The 14,626-nt window shown below is 74.9% G+C and carries 13 protein-coding genes; 9 read left to right on the top strand and 4 right to left on the bottom strand.

Translation table 11 applies throughout. The features are described 5' to 3' along the window. Nucleotides 1–10 precede the first annotated feature (10 nt). Nucleotides 11–493 carry a MarR family winged helix-turn-helix transcriptional regulator gene (locus tag NMK34_RS11645; protein WP_318333398.1) on the top strand — a complete coding sequence of 161 codons (483 nt, stop codon included), beginning with the start codon at nucleotides 11–13 and terminating at the stop codon, nucleotides 491–493. 11 nt (nucleotides 494–504) lie between these two features. Next, on the top strand, nucleotides 505–1,491 hold the full coding sequence (locus NMK34_RS11640; protein ID WP_135239315.1) for a pirin family protein: 987 nt from the start codon (nucleotides 505–507) through the stop codon (nucleotides 1,489–1,491). A gap of 43 nt (nucleotides 1,492–1,534) precedes the next feature. Here NMK34_RS11640 and NMK34_RS11635 read toward each other — a convergent pair whose 3' ends face one another. After that, entirely contained in the window at nucleotides 1,535–1,660 is a 126-nt protein-coding gene (locus tag NMK34_RS11635; protein ID WP_013285371.1) for a hypothetical protein, read from the bottom strand. A 141-nt stretch (nucleotides 1,661–1,801) separates the two neighbouring features. Here NMK34_RS11635 and NMK34_RS11630 point away from each other — a divergent pair, with 141 nt between their 5' ends. After that, nucleotides 1,802–3,391 carry a phospholipase D family protein gene (locus tag NMK34_RS11630; RefSeq protein WP_318333397.1) on the top strand — a complete coding sequence of 530 codons (1,590 nt, stop codon included), beginning with the start codon at nucleotides 1,802–1,804 and terminating at the stop codon, nucleotides 3,389–3,391. Here the strand turns inward: NMK34_RS11630 and NMK34_RS11625 are convergent. Next, on the bottom strand, nucleotides 3,340–4,077 hold the full coding sequence (locus NMK34_RS11625; RefSeq protein WP_318333396.1) for a hypothetical protein: 738 nt from the start codon (nucleotides 4,075–4,077) through the stop codon (nucleotides 3,340–3,342). The genes NMK34_RS11630 and NMK34_RS11625 overlap by 52 nt on opposite strands. A gap of 334 nt (nucleotides 4,078–4,411) precedes the next feature. On the opposite strand from NMK34_RS11625, the gene NMK34_RS11620 reads away from it, so the two are divergent. Both NMK34_RS11620 and hrpB read left to right on the top strand, forming a co-directional pair. After that, nucleotides 4,412–5,233 (top strand): SigB/SigF/SigG family RNA polymerase sigma factor, encoded by an 822-nt coding sequence (locus NMK34_RS11620; RefSeq protein ID WP_135239312.1) that lies wholly within the window; start codon nucleotides 4,412–4,414, stop codon nucleotides 5,231–5,233. A 132-nt stretch (nucleotides 5,234–5,365) separates the two neighbouring features. Then, on the top strand, nucleotides 5,366–7,975 hold the full coding sequence (gene hrpB, locus NMK34_RS11615) for an ATP-dependent helicase HrpB (RefSeq protein WP_318333395.1): 2,610 nt from the start codon (nucleotides 5,366–5,368) through the stop codon (nucleotides 7,973–7,975). 3 nt (nucleotides 7,976–7,978) lie between these two features. Here the strand turns inward: hrpB and NMK34_RS11610 are convergent, their stop codons facing one another. Further along, complete coding sequence (locus NMK34_RS11610) at nucleotides 7,979–8,704, bottom strand: PP2C family protein-serine/threonine phosphatase (protein ID WP_194800983.1); 726 nt, start codon at nucleotides 8,702–8,704, stop codon at nucleotides 7,979–7,981. A 211-nt stretch (nucleotides 8,705–8,915) separates the two neighbouring features. Between NMK34_RS11610 and NMK34_RS11605 the strand changes: the two genes are divergently transcribed. Both NMK34_RS11605 and NMK34_RS11600 read left to right on the top strand, forming a co-directional pair. Next, a complete protein-coding gene (locus tag NMK34_RS11605) occupies nucleotides 8,916–11,522 on the top strand; it encodes a glycoside hydrolase family 9 protein (RefSeq protein WP_318333394.1) in 2,607 nt (868 codons plus the stop codon). A 44-nt stretch (nucleotides 11,523–11,566) separates the two neighbouring features. Further along, nucleotides 11,567–11,887, top strand: coding sequence for a DMT family transporter (locus NMK34_RS11600; RefSeq protein WP_282313780.1), 321 nt, complete (start codon nucleotides 11,567–11,569; stop codon nucleotides 11,885–11,887). Between the two features lie 12 nt (nucleotides 11,888–11,899). On the opposite strand, the gene NMK34_RS11595 is transcribed toward NMK34_RS11600, so the two are convergent. Next, nucleotides 11,900–12,421 carry a DinB family protein gene (locus tag NMK34_RS11595; protein WP_318333393.1) on the bottom strand — a complete coding sequence of 174 codons (522 nt, stop codon included), beginning with the start codon at nucleotides 12,419–12,421 and terminating at the stop codon, nucleotides 11,900–11,902. Between the two features lie 382 nt (nucleotides 12,422–12,803). On the opposite strand from NMK34_RS11595, the gene NMK34_RS11590 reads away from it, so the two are divergent. Together NMK34_RS11590 and NMK34_RS11585 are read left to right on the top strand one after the other, a co-directional pair. Next, complete coding sequence (locus NMK34_RS11590; RefSeq protein WP_318333392.1) at nucleotides 12,804–14,051, top strand: MFS transporter; 1,248 nt, start codon at nucleotides 12,804–12,806, stop codon at nucleotides 14,049–14,051. A gap of 41 nt (nucleotides 14,052–14,092) precedes the next feature. Continuing rightward, on the top strand, nucleotides 14,093–14,626 hold the full coding sequence (locus NMK34_RS11585) for a GNAT family N-acetyltransferase (RefSeq protein WP_318333391.1): 534 nt from the start codon (nucleotides 14,093–14,095) through the stop codon (nucleotides 14,624–14,626).

Raw genomic sequence — 14,626 nt, 5'->3', positions numbered from 1 at the left:
TCTCGGAGCCGTGACGGAGAGCCTGGACGCCGAGCGGATGGCCTGCTGGCGCGCGTACATCGAGTCGAGCCAGCGGCTGTTCACCCGGCTCGAGGACGACCTGCGCGCCGACAGCGACCTGAGCTTCGCCGACTACCACGTGCTGGTGCTGCTCTCCGAGGCGCCCGGTCTGCGGCTGCGCATGGGTGAGCTGGCCGACCGGCTGGTGTTCTCACCGAGCCGGCTCACCTACCAGATCACCACGATGCGCAAGCGCGGCCTGGTGGCGAAGGAGGCGTGTCCGGCGGACCGGCGCGGCAGCGAGGCCGTGCTCACCGCCGCCGGCCTGCTCGCCCTGCGCGAGGCCGCGCCGCACCACCTGCGCTCCGTACGCGCCCACCTGATCGACGACCTCGACGACGCCGAGGTCGCCTGCCTCACCCGGGTCTTCGAGCGGCTCGGCCGGCGCCTGCGCGCCGGCCACACCGCGTCGTCCACCCCGGCCGACAAGTAAGGAGTCCCGCGATGCCCGCGATCACCGTCGACGACGTCCTCGTCCTGCCCCGCCTGCCCGAGCTCGGCGAGGCCACCGAATACCGTCAGGTCCGCCGGGTCACCACCGCCCCCAGCGGGTACGAGGGTGAGGGCTTCCCGGTCCGCCGGGCCTTCGCCGGCGTGCCGATGACCGAGCTGGACCCGTTCATCCACCTCGACCAGATGGGCGAGGTCGACTACGCGCCGGGCGAGCCGAAGGGCACCTCCTGGCACCCGCACCGCGGATTCGAGACGGTGACCTACATGATCGACGGGATCATGGACCACCAGGACTCGACGGGTGGCGGCGGCACCATCACCGACGGCGACACCCAGTGGATGACTGCCGGCAGCGGCCTGCTCCACATCGAGGCGCCGCCGGAGCACCTGGTGATGAGCGGCGGGCTGTTCCACGGCCTGCAGCTCTGGGTCAACCTGCCCCGCGTCGCCAAGATGAGCGCGCCCCGCTACCAGGACATCCGCGGCCGGGAGTCGGCGTTGCTGACCACGCCCGACGGCGGCGGCCTGATCCGGGTCATCGCGGGTGAGGTCGCCGGGCACCGAGGGCCGGGGTCGACGCACACGCCCATCACCATCGCGCACGTCACGTTGCAGCCCGGCGCCGAACTGAGCCTGCCGTGGCGGTCGGACTTCAACGCGCTGGTGTACGTGCTGGCCGGCCGCGGCACTGTCGGCACCGACCGGCGGCCGATCCACCTCGGCCAGCTCGCCGTGCACGGTCCCGGTGAGGCGCTGCGGATCACCGCCGACCGGACGCAGGACTCCAACGCCCCGGCGCTGGAGCTCTACCTGATGGGCGGCCAGCCGATCCGCGAGCCGGTGGCGCACTACGGCCCGTTCGTGATGAACACCCGCGCCGAGCTGATCCAGGCGGTCGAGGACTTCCAGGCCGGCCGGCTCGGGGTGATCCCGACCGGGCGGGTGCCGCACACCGACGGCCAGGGCGACCGGCCCTGACCTGCTACGGGCGCCCCGGTCCGCCGGGGCGCCCCGGCACGGTTCAGGAGACGGCGAAGATCCCGGCCACCCCGAGGATCACCATCAACAGGACCGCCACCAGCGCACCCCGCTCCCCCTCCACCGCCTGGTCGCGGTCGGTCACGGTGTTCGTCGTCTCGGCGGGCATGTCGGTGCCTCCTCGGTATCGCGATCCAGGGGTCCGGCGCACCCCTGACGCGCGGCACCGACGCCGACCTGCTGCTCGACGTGCGGGGCCCTGCCGGGGGTCCTACCGTGTGAGGACGTCGTCGACCTCGGGGGGTGGAACGTGACTCTGCGGGACTGGTTCCTCACCGCACAGGAACGCGCCAACCCGGGGTCTGAGTTACCCGTCTGGGCCGATGGAAACCTCGCCGAGCCGTTGATTCACGGTGGCGCGTACTTCGACCGCCTGGTCAGCGAGGTGGAGGCGCTGTCCGTGGGCGACCATCTGTTCTTCACCGACTGGCGCGGTGACCCGGACGAGCGGATGCGCCCGGACGGCCCCACCGTGGCGCAGTTGTTCGCGCCGGCCGCCCAGCGCGGGGTCATCGTCAAGGGCCTGCTCTGGCGCTCCCACCTCGACACGCTCTCCTACAGCGAGGCGGAGAACCGCGACCTCAGCGAGGCGATCCGCGCGGCCGGCGGCGAGGTGCTGCTCGACCAGCGGGTCCGCCGCGGCGGCTCGCACCACCAGAAGCTCGTGGTGCTGCGCCGGCCCGGCGACCCGAGCCGCGACATCGCCTTCGCCGGCGGCATCGACCTGTGCCACAGCCGCCGCGACGACGCGAGCCACGCCGGCGACCCGCAGCCGGTCGGCATGTCCCCCCGGTACGGCCCCACGCCACCCTGGCACGACGTGCAGCTCGCGCTGCGCGGGCCGGTGGTCGGCGCGCTCGACACCACGTTCCGGGAGCGGTGGACCGACCCGATGCCGCTGGACTCGGAGAACCCGATGGCGTACCTGCGGGACCGGCTGCGCGGCTCCGACCTGCGCCCGGACCCGCTGCCCGCGCAGCCCGCCGACCCGCCGGCCTGCGGGCCGCACCACGTGCAGGTGCTGCGCACCTACCCGGCGGTGCGGCCCCGCTACTCGTTCGCCCCGGACGGCGAGCGCACGGTGGCCCGCGGCTACACCAAGGCGGTACGCCGGGCCCGGCGGCTGATCTACCTGGAGGACCAGTACCTCTGGTCGACCGAGGTGGCCGAACTGTTCGCGCAGGCGTTGCAGGAGCACCCGGACCTGCACCTGGTGGCGGTCGTGCCCCGGCATCCGGACGTGGACGGCCGGCTCGCGCTGCCGCCGAACATGGTCGGCCGGGAGCAGGCGCTGTCGCTGTGCCACCGGGCCGCGCCGGAGCGGGTGCACGTGTTCGACGTGGAGAACCACGACGGCACGCCGGTCTACGTGCACGCCAAGGTCTGCGTGGTGGACGACGTGTGGGCCAGCGTGGGCAGCGACAACTTCAACCGCCGGTCCTGGACGCACGACAGCGAGCTGTCCTGCGCGGTGCTCGACGACACCCGCGACGAGCGTGCGCCGTCCGACCCGGCGGGGCTGGGCGACGGCGCCCGGGTGTTCGCCCGCGACCTGCGGCTGCGGCTGTGGCGCGAGCATCTGGACCGCGATCCCGGCGGCGCGCAGGACGACGACCTGCTGGACCCGGCGGACGCGGTCGCGGCGATCACCGCGGCGGCGGATGAGCTGGAGCGCTGGCACGCCGGGGGCCGGGCCGGTCCCCGTCCGCCGGGCCGGTTGCGGCCGCACCGCCCGGAGCGGTTGCCCTGGCGTACGCGGCTCTGGGCGCTGCCCGCGTACCGGCTGGTCTACGACCCGGACGGCAGGCCGCTGCGGGCCCGGCGGGCCGGCACCTGGTGAAGGTCCGCCGGCTCGTCCGGCACGTTCGGGCGGGCCGGGTACGCGAACGACACGCGCGGCGAGTAGAAGCCCCAGCACACGTGCAGCGGGTTGGCCGGCCGCAGCGCGTGGACCGGGTGCTCCGGTGCCGGGAACTCCACCGACTCGACCTCGAACGGGGACACCGGCTCGGCCACGTACGGATAGTCGGTGACGATCAGCTCGCCGTCGTTGCGGGTGAGGTAGCGGTGGTGGCCCATGTGCGCCTCGGTGCCGGTGTGCCCGACCCGGGCGGTGACCCGGATCAGCAGCGTGCCGTCGCCGGCCCGGGTCTCGGCGGTGAGCCGGCCGCCCCGCAGGTCCAGGCGGGTCTCCCCGGCGGCTGCGGGCGCGCCCCGCGCGGCGGCGTACCGCCGGACCCGCTCACTGGAGGCGAGGTAGTGCGTCCACCAGCCACCCGGCGTCTCGCCGTCGGGCGGATCCATGTCCGCCAGTGACACACCGAGGTAGGTGAGCGAGTACGCGCCGAAGCCGGAGGTCTGCGTCTCGTCGTCGACCACGTACTGGTTGACGAACACCTGACGCTGCGGGTGCGGGCGCAGACCGGCGGGCAGCAGGGTCTCGACCGCGCCGGGATCCGCCGGGAGCCAGCTGAACAGCAGCGTCCGGGCGTTGATGACGAGTTGCGGCGCGGCGGGATCCAGCACGGTGCCTCCGTTGACGTGTCGCTACGGACGCTACGGGCGGTCCCGTCGGCGGGACAACGACAGAAAGCCGACACATCGACCACCTGTCGGATTCTTCGTTGACCGATCGGGGTACGACCGGAGCCGACCGGCCACCGCCGCCCCACCACCCCGGCGAGCGGGATATCAACCGGTTAACGCCTTTCATGGCTGCTTACACCTTAAGTGCATCGTACTTTCGGCTAGATTTCCGCAGCACGATCGGGCTATGGTGGCTTCCGAACGTACTACCGACATCTAAACCTGAGCGTCACGTCTTTTTTCTTCCGTGGACGAGGTGCAGGGAGGACCACCCATGACCGCTCCCACGACCAGCGCCCCGGCGACCACGCCGGCCGGCTCCGCGAAGCTCGACCCCCGCTCGCTCACCGACAGCGCCGCCGACCTGCTCGCCGCCATGGCCGCGCTGCCGGCCGGCCACCCGTCCCGGCCCGCGCTGCGCGACCGTGCCATCGAGGCGTGGCTGCCGCTGGCGAACCACCTGGCCCACCGCTACAGCGGCCGCGGCGAACCGAACGACGACCTGGCACAGACCGCGGCGATCGGCCTGATCAAGGCGATCGACAAGTTCGACCCGTCGCGCGGCGTCGACTTCGCCGGCTACGCCATCCCCACCATCATCGGCGAGCTGAAGCGCCACTTCCGCGACCGCACCTGGGACATCCGGGTGCCCCGCCGGCTCCAGGAACTGCGCCTGGCGATCTCCGACGCCAACAGCACGCTGCTCCAGACGCTCGGTCGCTCCCCGACGGTCGCCGACATCGCCGCCCACCTCAAGCTCACCGAGGAAGAGGTGCTGGAGGGCCTGGAGGGCGCCCGCGCCTACAACGCGGTGTCGCTGTCCACCCCGACCGGCGACGGCGAGCGGGCCACCGAGCTGGGCGACCTGCTCGGCGGCGAGGACGGCGAGTTCGAGCTGGCCGAGATGCGCGTCGCCCTCGGCCCGGCGCTCGCCACGCTCGACCAGCGCGAGCAGAAGATCCTCACGCTGCGCTTCTACGGCAACCTGACCCAGTCGCAGATCGCCGAGCAGATCGGCGTCTCGCAGATGCACGTGTCCCGGCTGCTGGCCCGGGCCCTGACCAAGCTGCGCGGTCAGCTCGACGGAACGTACTAGCAAGGGGGCGGCGGCCGGGTCGGCGGACCCGGCGCGGCGGCCACGCGGCCCGGTCGGCGGTGCGCCGGCCGGGCCGTTCCGCGTTCCGGGGGCAGCGCGGACCGTCCGGCGGCGCGGTGCGAGAGTGGGGCCGTGCTCGCCGACATCCCGCTCGACCTGCCGGTCCGCCCGGTCCTGCCGGCGCTCGTCGGCGCGCTGCGCGAGCGCGGCACCGCCGTCCTGGTGGCGCCGCCCGGCACCGGCAAGACCACCACCGCGCCGCTCGCGGTCGCCGATGCGCTCACCGGCCGCGTGGTGATCGCCCAGCCTCGGCGGGTCGCCGCCCGCGCGGCCGCGCACCGGATGGCCGCCCTGCTCGGCGAGCGGGTCGGCGACCGGATCGGGTACGCGGTGCGCGGCGAGCGCCGGACCGGCCCGCGTACCCGGGTCGAGGTGGTCACCACCGGCCTGCTGGTCCGCCGTCTGCACCACGACCCGGAACTACCCGGCGTGGACGCGGTACTGCTCGACGAGTGCCACGAACGGCACCTCGACGCCGACCTGGCGCTGGCATTCGGCGTCGAGACCCGCGCGACGCTGCGCCCCGACCTGTGGCTGCTGGCGATGTCGGCCACCCCGCAGACCGACCGGTTCGCCGCGCTGCTCGGTGCCGGCGACCCCGCCCCCGTGGTACGCGCCGAGGCCGCGCTGCACCCGGTCGAGCGGGTGTGGGCGCCGCCGCCGCGCCCGGTGACGCCGCCCGGCGCCGGCCGGGTCGACCCGGCACTGCTCGACCACGTGGCAGCCACGGTCCGCCGGGCGCTACGCGAACGCGACGGCGACGTGCTCGTCTTCCTGCCCGGCGCGGGCGAGATCGGGGCCGTCGCGCGCCGGCTGGCCGACCTCCGCGACATCACGGTGCTGCCCCTGCACGGACGGCTGCCCGGGCCCGCCCAGGACGCGGCGCTCACCCCGGCCGCCGCACGGCGCGTGGTGCTCGCGACGGCGGTGGCGGAGAGCAGCCTGACCGTCCCCGGCGTCCGGGTGGTGGTGGACGCCGGGTTGAGCCGGGTACCCCGCACCGACCTGGCCCGAGGGCTGGGCGCGCTGGTCACGGTGCCCGTGTCGCGGGCCGGGGCCACCCAGCGTGCCGGCCGGGCCGGACGGGAGGCACCCGGCGCGGTCTACCGCTGCTGGTCGGAGGCGGCACACGAGCGGCTCGCCCCGCAGCCCGAACCGGAGATCGCCACCGCCGACCTGACCGGGTTCGCGCTGGAACTGGCGGCCTGGGGCACACCGGACGGCACCGGGCTGGCGCTGCCCGACCCACCGCCGCCGGCCGCGCTCACGGTGGCGCGGGAGACGCTGACCACCCTCGGCGCGGTGGACCACGACGGCCGGATCACCGCGCGGGGACGGGCGGTCGCGGCGGCGGGCACGCATCCCCGGCTGGCGCGGGCGCTTCTCGACGGCGCGCCCCGGGTCGGCGCCGACCGGGCCGCCCAGGTGGTGGCGATCCTCGGCGAGGACACGCTGGGCGGGACCGGGGACGACCTGCCCGCCCGCTGGCGGCGGCTGCGCGACGGCACCGACCCGGCCGCCACCGCCCGCTGGCGCGCCGAGGTACGCCGCCTCCGCGCCGCCCTGCCCGCAAAGGGCGCGGACGAGCACCCCGGCTCACCCGCCGGCCCGGCGGACCGGCGACAGACCGGGGCGCCGGCCGGCCGGGCGGCGCTGCGGCGCGACGCGGGCCGGTCGGCCGGAGACGAGAGGGAGCGCCTGCCGGACGATCTGGCCGCGGGGCTGCTCGCCGGACTCGCGTACCCGGAACGGCTGGCCCGGGCACGGCGGCCGGGCGGGACCGCGTACCTGATGGCCGGCGGCACCGCCGCGGAGCTGGCGCCCGGGTCGGGGCTGACCGGAGCGGCGTGGCTGGCCGTCGCGGTGGCCGACCGCTCCCCCGGCGCGCCCGCCGCCCGGGTGCGGCTCGCCGCGCCGATCGACGAGGCGACCGCCCGGGAGGCCGGGGCGGCGCTGCTGGACACCGGGCGGGAGGTGGCCTGGTCCGGCGGAGACGTGGTGGCCCGCGAGGTGGTCCGGCTCGGCGCCGTCGAACTGGTCGACCGGCCGCTCACCGCGCCGGACCCGGAGCTGGTCGCGGCGGCGCTGCTGGACGGGCTGCGGCAGGAGGGGCCGGGCCTGCTGCGCTGGACGCCGGAGGCGACCGGGCTGCGTCGCCGGCTGGCGTTCTGCCACCAGGCGCTCGGCGACGACTGGCCGGACGTCTCCGACGCGGCGCTGACCGCCGGCGCGCCCGTCTGGCTGGGCCCGGAGCTGGCCCGCGCCCGGCGCCGGGCCGACCTGCACCGGGTGGACGTGGCGGCGGCGCTGCGGCGGCTGCTGGACTGGCGGCAGGCGGCGCGGCTGGACGAGCTGGCCCCGGAGCGCCTGGAGGTGCCGAGCGGCTCGCGGATCCGGGTCGACTACGCCGACCCGGCCGCGCCGGTGCTGGCGGTCAAGCTCCAGGAGACGTTCGGCTGGCGGGACGTGCCGCGCATCGCCGACGGGCGGGTGCCGGTGCTGCTGCACCTGCTCTCCCCCGCCGGGCGGCCGGTGGCGGTCACCGCCGACCTGGCGTCGTTCTGGCGCACCGGCTATCAGCAGGTACGGGCGGAGCTGCGCGGACGCTACCCGCGCCATCCGTGGCCGGAGGACCCGACCACCGCCGAGCCGACCCGGAGGGCCGCTCCGCGGCGGCGGTGAGGGCTACTCCTCGACGACGTCGGCGATCACGACGGTGATGTTGTCCGGGCCGCCGGCCCGCAACGCCAGGTCGATCAGCCGGGCCGCGCAGGCGTCGCGTTCCGGCTGCTCACTGAGCACCTCGGTGAGCGTGTCCGCGCGGACCACGTTGGAGAGGCCGTCGCTGCACAGCAGCCAGCGGTCACCGGCCCGGGGCACCATCGTGGCGTACGACGGGGAGACCTCGTCGCCCTGCAACGCCTGGGTCACCACCGCGCGCCGGGGATGGCTGCTGGCCTGCTCGGCGGTTATGACGCCCTGGTCGACGAGCATCTGCACGAACGTGTCGTCGCGGGTGACCTGCTTGAGCACGCCCTCGCGGTACAGGTAGGCCCGGGAGTCGCCGACGTGCGCCAGCGCGAGACAGCTGCCGGTACGGGCGAACAGCAGCGCGGTGAGCGTGGTGCCCATGCCCTGACGCTCCGGGTCCTCCTCGACGGCCTGGCGGATCCGCGCGGTGGCCAGCTCGATCCCGCCCTGGAGCGCGGCGACGAGCGCGTCCTCCGGCGTCTCCACGTCCAACGGGGCGACCGCGTCGATGGCGATGCGGCTGGCCAGGTCGCCGGCCGCCATGCCGCCCATGCCGTCGGCGACCGCGACCAGCCAGGCGCCCGCGTGCTGCGCGTCCTGGTTACCGCTGCGGATCAGCCCACGGTCGCTCGCTCCGACGGAACGAAGCTTCAGGGTCATGGGTCGCAGCCTGCCAGGTCGAGGGCTCGGATGTCTCTAGGAGATCACTGACATCGTACGTGGCGCGCCGAATCGCGCCGCGCGCGGGCGGGGCGCCTCATCGGGCCGGATCGATTGACAGCGACGGAACGCGGTGGAAACATCGGGCTGATATTGGGAGCGCTCCCAGCTCTCGGTCTCCCCACCACCCCCGAGCACGGAAGGAATCTCCGTGACCCGATCCCGTCGTCGGCTCGCCGCGCTCGCGGCCACCACGCTGGCGCTCACCGGCCTCACCGCCGGTCCGGCGAGCGCCGAGGTGCCGCCGGACGCCCCCGAACAACTGCGCAACGGCGACTTCAGCGCCGGTGTCTCCCCCTGGTTCTCCTACGGCACCGGCGACCTCGCGGTCGTCGACGGCCGGCTCTGCACCTCCGTCGCGGCGGGCACCGCCAACCCGTGGGACGCCGGCATCGGCCAGGACGCGGTGCCGCTGACCCAGGGTGCCGAGTACGAGCTGTCCTTCGACGTCTCCGCGACCCCCGGCGCGGCCGTCAAGGCGGTGCTCCAGCTCGGCAGCGCCCCCTACACCACGTACGCGAGCGTCGACGCCACCGCCACCGGCACCGCGAAGCACGTCACCACCACCTTCACCTCCCCGGCCGACAACCCCACCGCCCAGCTGATCTTCCAGGTCGGTGGCAGCGCCCAGGCGCAGACGTTCTGCCTGGACAACGTGTCGCTGCGCGGCGGGGAGCCGGCGCCGCCGTACGAGCCGGACACCGGGCCCCGGGTCCGGGTCAACCAGGTCGGCTACCTGCCCGGCGGGCCGAAGCACGCGACTGTGGTCACCGAGGCCACCGACGCGCTGCCGTGGCAGTTGAAGTCGGGCAGCGGCGCGGTGGTCGCCGGCGGGCAGACCACGCCGCGCGGCACCGACGCCGCCTCGGCGCAGAACGTGCAGACGGTCGACTTCTCCGCGTACCGCACGCCGGGCACCGGCTACACGCTGACAGTGGACGGCGAGACCAGCCACCCGTTCGACATCTCCGGCGCGCTCTACGACCGGCTGCGCGCCGACTCGCTGCAGTTCTTCTACGCCCAGCGCAGCGGCATCGAGATCGACGGCGACCTGATCGGCGAGGAGTACGCCCGCCCGGCCGGCCACCTCGGCGTCGCGCCCAACCAGGGTGACACCGACGTGCCGTGCCAGGCCGGCGTCTGCGACTACTCGCTGGACGTGCGCGGCGGCTGGTACGACGCGGGCGACCACGGCAAGTACGTCGTCAACGGCGGCATCGCCGCCTACCAGCTGCTGAGCACGTTCGAGCGGACCAAGACGGCCGAGACCGCCGGCGGCGGTGCCGCCCTGGGCGACTCCACGCTGCGGCTGCCCGAGCGCGGCAACGACGTGCCGGACGTGCTCGACGAGGCCCGCTGGGAGCTGGAGTTCCTGCTGCGCATGCAGGTGCCGGCGGGCGAGCCGCTGGCCGGGATGGTCCACCACAAGATCCACGACCGGAACTGGACCGGCCTGCCGCTGCAGCCCCAGGACGACCCGCAGCCGCGCGAGCTGCACGCGCCGTCCACCGCCGCCACGCTGAACCTGGCCGCCGTCGCCGCGCAGTGCCAGCGGCTGTACGCTCCGTACGACGCCGCGTTCGCCGCGCGCTGCGGCACCGCCGCGAAGACCGCGTACGCGGCGGCCAAGGCGCACCCGGCGATCTACGCCTCGGCCGGCGACGGCACCGGCGGCGGCGCGTACGACGACACGAACGTCACCGACGAGTTCTACTGGGCCGCCGCCGAGCTGTGGCTGACCACCGGCGACAAGGCGTACCTGGCCGACGTCACCGGCTCGCCGCTGCACACCGCCGACGTGTTCGCCCCGAACGGCGCGTTCGGCTGGCAGAGCGTCGCCGCGCTGGGCCGCCTCGACCTGGCCACCGTGCCGAACACGCTGCCCGCCGCGGAGAAGACCCGCATCCGCGAGTCGATCACCGCCGCCGCTGACAGCTACCTGGCCACGATCGCCGGCCAGGCGTACGGGCTGCCGTTCCCGGGCAGCGCCGACGCGTACGTCTGGGGCAGCAACAGCAACCTGGTGAACAACGCCATCGTGCTCGCCACCGCGTTCGACCTGAGCCGGGACGCGAAGTACCGGGACGGCGCGGTGCAGGCCGCGGACTACCTGTTCGGCCGCAACGCGCTGAACATGTCGTACGTGACCGGGTGGGGCGAGCAGCACGCCCGCAACCAGCACAGCCGGATCTTCGGCCACCAGCTGAACCCGGACCTGCCGCGCCCGCCGGCCGGTTCGCTCGCCGGTGGTCCGAACGCCGCGCTGCAGGACCCGTTCGCGGCGAACCTGCTCGCCGGGTGCGCGCCGATGTTCTGCTACGTCGACGACATCAACTCGTACGCGACGAACGAGGTGGCGATCAACTGGAACTCGGCGCTGACCTGGCTCGCGTCGTTCCTGGCCGACCAGGGTGACGCCGGCGCGGTGCCGGCGCCGTCCTGCGCGGTCACCTACACCACGCACGGGAGCTGGCCGTCCGGCTTCACCACCCAGGTGACGGTGCGCAACACCGGCACGACGGCGGTGAACGGGTGGAGCCTGCGCTGGGCGTTCCTCGGCGACCAGAAGGTCGACCACGCGTGGTCGGCGCAGCTCGGCCAGAGCGGCGCCACGGTCACCGCGAAGAACCTGTCCTGGAACGCGAAGCTGGCGCCGGGCGCGTCCACCACGTTCGGCTTCAACGGGACCGCCTCCCGGATCCCGAACCCGGATCCGGGGCTGGTCACCCTGAACGGAAAGGCCTGCACGGTCTCCTGACCGAGCTGACCGGACGCCATCGCAGGACCGGGTACGGTCCTGCGATGGCGTACCTGTTCCTGCTCGGCGCGATCACCGCCGAGGTGATCGGCACCAGTCTGCTCAAGGCCACCGACGGCTTCACCCGGCTCTGGCCCACTGCCGGCCTCGCCGTGGCGTACCTGTCCGCATTCGGGCTGCTCTCGCTGGCCGTGAAGGACATCCCGGTCGGCGTCGCGTACGCGGTCTGGTCCGGACTCGGCACGGCCGCCATCATGGCGATCGGCGCGGCGTTCCTCGGCGAGCCGCTGAGCGTGACGAAGGTGGTCGGGGCGGGACTGGTCATCGCCGGGGTGGTGGTGCTCAACCTCGGCGGCGCGCACTGAGCTCCGCCCGGCTCAGGCCGCCGCGCGCAGCAGCCGGAGCTGCCCGATCTCGGCCACGTTCTTCATCAGCTCGGCGTTCACCCACGCGGCCAGGTCCGCGACGGTGAGCCCGGCGTCGGCGGGCCAGGGGTACGCGGACGGCCGGTCCAGGCCGGCCTCGGTCAGCCCGTCCAGCGTGTCCGTCCACTCCGACCGCAGCTCCCGCAGCCACGCCACCGTCTCCGCGCCCGGTCCGGGCCAGCGGATGTCGTCGCGTTCCCGCGCCGGCCGCTGCCGCACGTGGCCGGCCGCGACCGACCACCACCAGCCGACGTGCCAGGTCAGCCACCCGATCGTGGGCACCGGCACCGGGTCCGGCTCGGTGTCGGCCCAGTCGGGACGCCACCCGCCGGCCGGATCCCGGCGCATGGTCCAGCACACCGCGGCCGGCTCCCAGAGGAAGTCAGCCGGCTCCAGCCGGTCGAGGTGGTACTCGGCGAGCGCCCAGGTCAGGTCGAACTGCCGGCGCAGCAGGGCGGTCACGGAGGCGGGCACCGCGCGATCGTGGCACGGCCCGCGTCCCCGGTCGACCGGTTAACCGCTCCCGGCCCGCCTCGCGGCGATGCCCCTCGCGACGTGCGGCCCACCCGCCGACCCCGCACGCTCTCCGTCAGGCCTCCGCCCCGGCGTGTCGTGGCGAGAACAAGGAACACCCCGAAAGCGATATGACCGTGAGGCATGAATATGCCTGAGAGTCATATCGCTTGAGGTCTCACCTTTCTGGAAGGCCACCGATCGCCGCCGCGCATCGCGATCCGCTCGGCCGGGTCGAGGCCCAGCGCCGCCTCGTGGTGTGACGGGCGTCGCCCCGGGCGGGGCTCCGGGCCCGGCGGAACGGCCCTAGCGTCGACCGCATGGCCCTCGCCGGACCCCGCTGATGGGACGCGTCTCGCCGCTCCCGCCACCCGGGCCGCTGCGCACGCTCGCGTACGCCACGCTCGTCAACACCGTCGGCGCGGGACTGTGGCTGGCGGGCGGGGCGCTCTACCTGACCCGGGACGTGGGCCTCTCCGCCACCTCGGTGGGCGCCGGGCTCACCGTCGCCGGGCTGGTCGGGCTGAGCGCGAGCGTGCCGCTGGGCGCGCTGGCGGACAGGTGGGATCCGCGTACGCTCCGGGCCGTCCTCCAGGTGGGTCAGGCGGTCGCCGCGCTGGCGTACCTGCTGGTCAATTCGTTTCCGGCGTTCCTGGCGGTGGCGGTGCCGGAGGCGCTGCTCGCCGCCGGCAACCTGGCGGTACGGGCGGCGCTCGTCGCGGCGGTGGGCGGCCCGGACGGCCGGGTGCACGCGTTCGCGACGCTGCGCGCGGTGGCGAACCTGGGCATCACCGCCGGTACCGCGCTGGCCGGGATCGCGCTCGCGGTGGACACGCACCGGGCGTACCAGGTGCTGATCGTCGGCAACGCTGCCACCTACCTGCTCTCGGCAGCGCTGCTGCTGCGCCTGCCGCCACAACCCGTGGCCGCCGGAGAGCGACGCATGCCGGGCACGCCGCGGCGCGGGCGACCGCTGCGGGACTGGCGGTTCCTCGCGGTGAGCGGCGTGTCGGCGGTGCTCAGCACACACGTGACGGTGCTCGTGCTCGTCGTGCCGTTGTGGACTGTGGACCGGGCCGGCGCGCCGCCACCCGTGGTGTCGGCGGTGCTGCTGGCGAACACGGTCCTCACCGTGCTGCTCGCGGTCCGGCTGAGCCGGGGTGCCGAGCGGGCCGCGCCGGCTGCGCGGAAGCTGCGCCGGGCCGGGCTCGTGCTCGCGGCGGCGACACCGTTGTACGCGGCGACGGCCGCGCTGCCGGTGCTCCCGGCGGTCATCCTGCTGCTCGTCGCGACTGCGGTGTGGACGGTGGGCGACCTGTGGCACGGCACGGCCGGCGCGGGCCTCGCCTACGACCTGGCCCCGCCCGGCGCGATCGGCGCCTACCAGGGTGCGGACGGCCTGCTCGCCGGGCTGGCCCAGGCGCTCGGCCGGGGACTGCTCACGCTGCTGGTGCTCGGCGGCGGTCCGGTCGGCTGGCTGGTGCTCGGCGGGATACTCGCCGCCGCCGGGCTGGCCGCTCCGGCGCTGGCCGGCCGGGCGATCGCGAACCGGCGGGCGCCGGAGACCCGGCCCGCCGGTGTGCCCGCGTGACCCGCGTGACCCGCGTGACCCGCGTGTAGCAGCATGGCGGGATGACCGACCGGCAGAGCATCACGATCCGCCCGGGTGGGCCCGGCGACGCGCCCACGCTGCTGCGGCTGCTCGACAGCGCCACCGCCTGGCTGACCGAACTGGGGCGTACCGACCAGTGGGGCACCGAGCCGGCGTCGATCGACCCGCGCCGCATCGCCCAGGCCGAGGCGTGGGCCACCGGCGACGGCCTGTACCTCGCCGAGATCGACGCGACGGTGGCGGGCGCGCTGGTGGTGGGCGCGGCGACCGAGTACGTGCCGCCCGCCACCGAGCCGGAGCTGTACGTGAACCTGCTGGTCACCGACCGGGCGTACGCGGGACGCGGCGTCGGGGCGCGGCTGCTGGCGTACGCGGCGGAGCTGGCCCGCGACCGCGGCGTCGGCCTGCTGCGGGTGGACTGCTTCCGCAGCCCGGACCGGGCGCTCGTGCGGTTCTACGAGCGCTGCGGGTTCACCGCCACCGAGCCGTTCACCGTGGAGCGGCCGGGCCGCCCGACGTGGACCGGGCAGGTGCTGGAGCGCCGGGTCGGCTGA

The sequence above is a fragment of the Micromonospora sp. BRA006-A genome, assembly GCF_033433935.1.
GTDB classification, from domain to species: domain Bacteria; phylum Actinomycetota; class Actinomycetes; order Mycobacteriales; family Micromonosporaceae; genus Micromonospora; species Micromonospora aurantiaca.
This window is presented reverse-complemented; position numbering and strand designations above follow the sequence as displayed.

Coding starts and splice junctions, on each gene's coding strand:
- NMK34_RS11640 (WP_135239315.1), top strand. CDS start 505: ATGCCCGCGATCACCGTCGACGACGTCCTCGTCCTGCCCCGCCTGCCC.
- NMK34_RS11635 (WP_013285371.1), bottom strand. CDS start 1,660: ATGCCCGCCGAGACGACGAACACCGTGACCGACCGCGACCAGGCGGTG.
- NMK34_RS11620 (WP_135239312.1), top strand. CDS start 4,412: ATGACCGCTCCCACGACCAGCGCCCCGGCGACCACGCCGGCCGGCTCC.
- NMK34_RS11610 (WP_194800983.1), bottom strand. CDS start 8,704: ATGACCCTGAAGCTTCGTTCCGTCGGAGCGAGCGACCGTGGGCTGATC.
- NMK34_RS11600 (WP_282313780.1), top strand. CDS start 11,567: ATGGCGTACCTGTTCCTGCTCGGCGCGATCACCGCCGAGGTGATCGGC.
- NMK34_RS11590 (WP_318333392.1), top strand. CDS start 12,804: ATGGGACGCGTCTCGCCGCTCCCGCCACCCGGGCCGCTGCGCACGCTC.
- NMK34_RS11585 (WP_318333391.1), top strand. CDS start 14,093: ATGACCGACCGGCAGAGCATCACGATCCGCCCGGGTGGGCCCGGCGAC.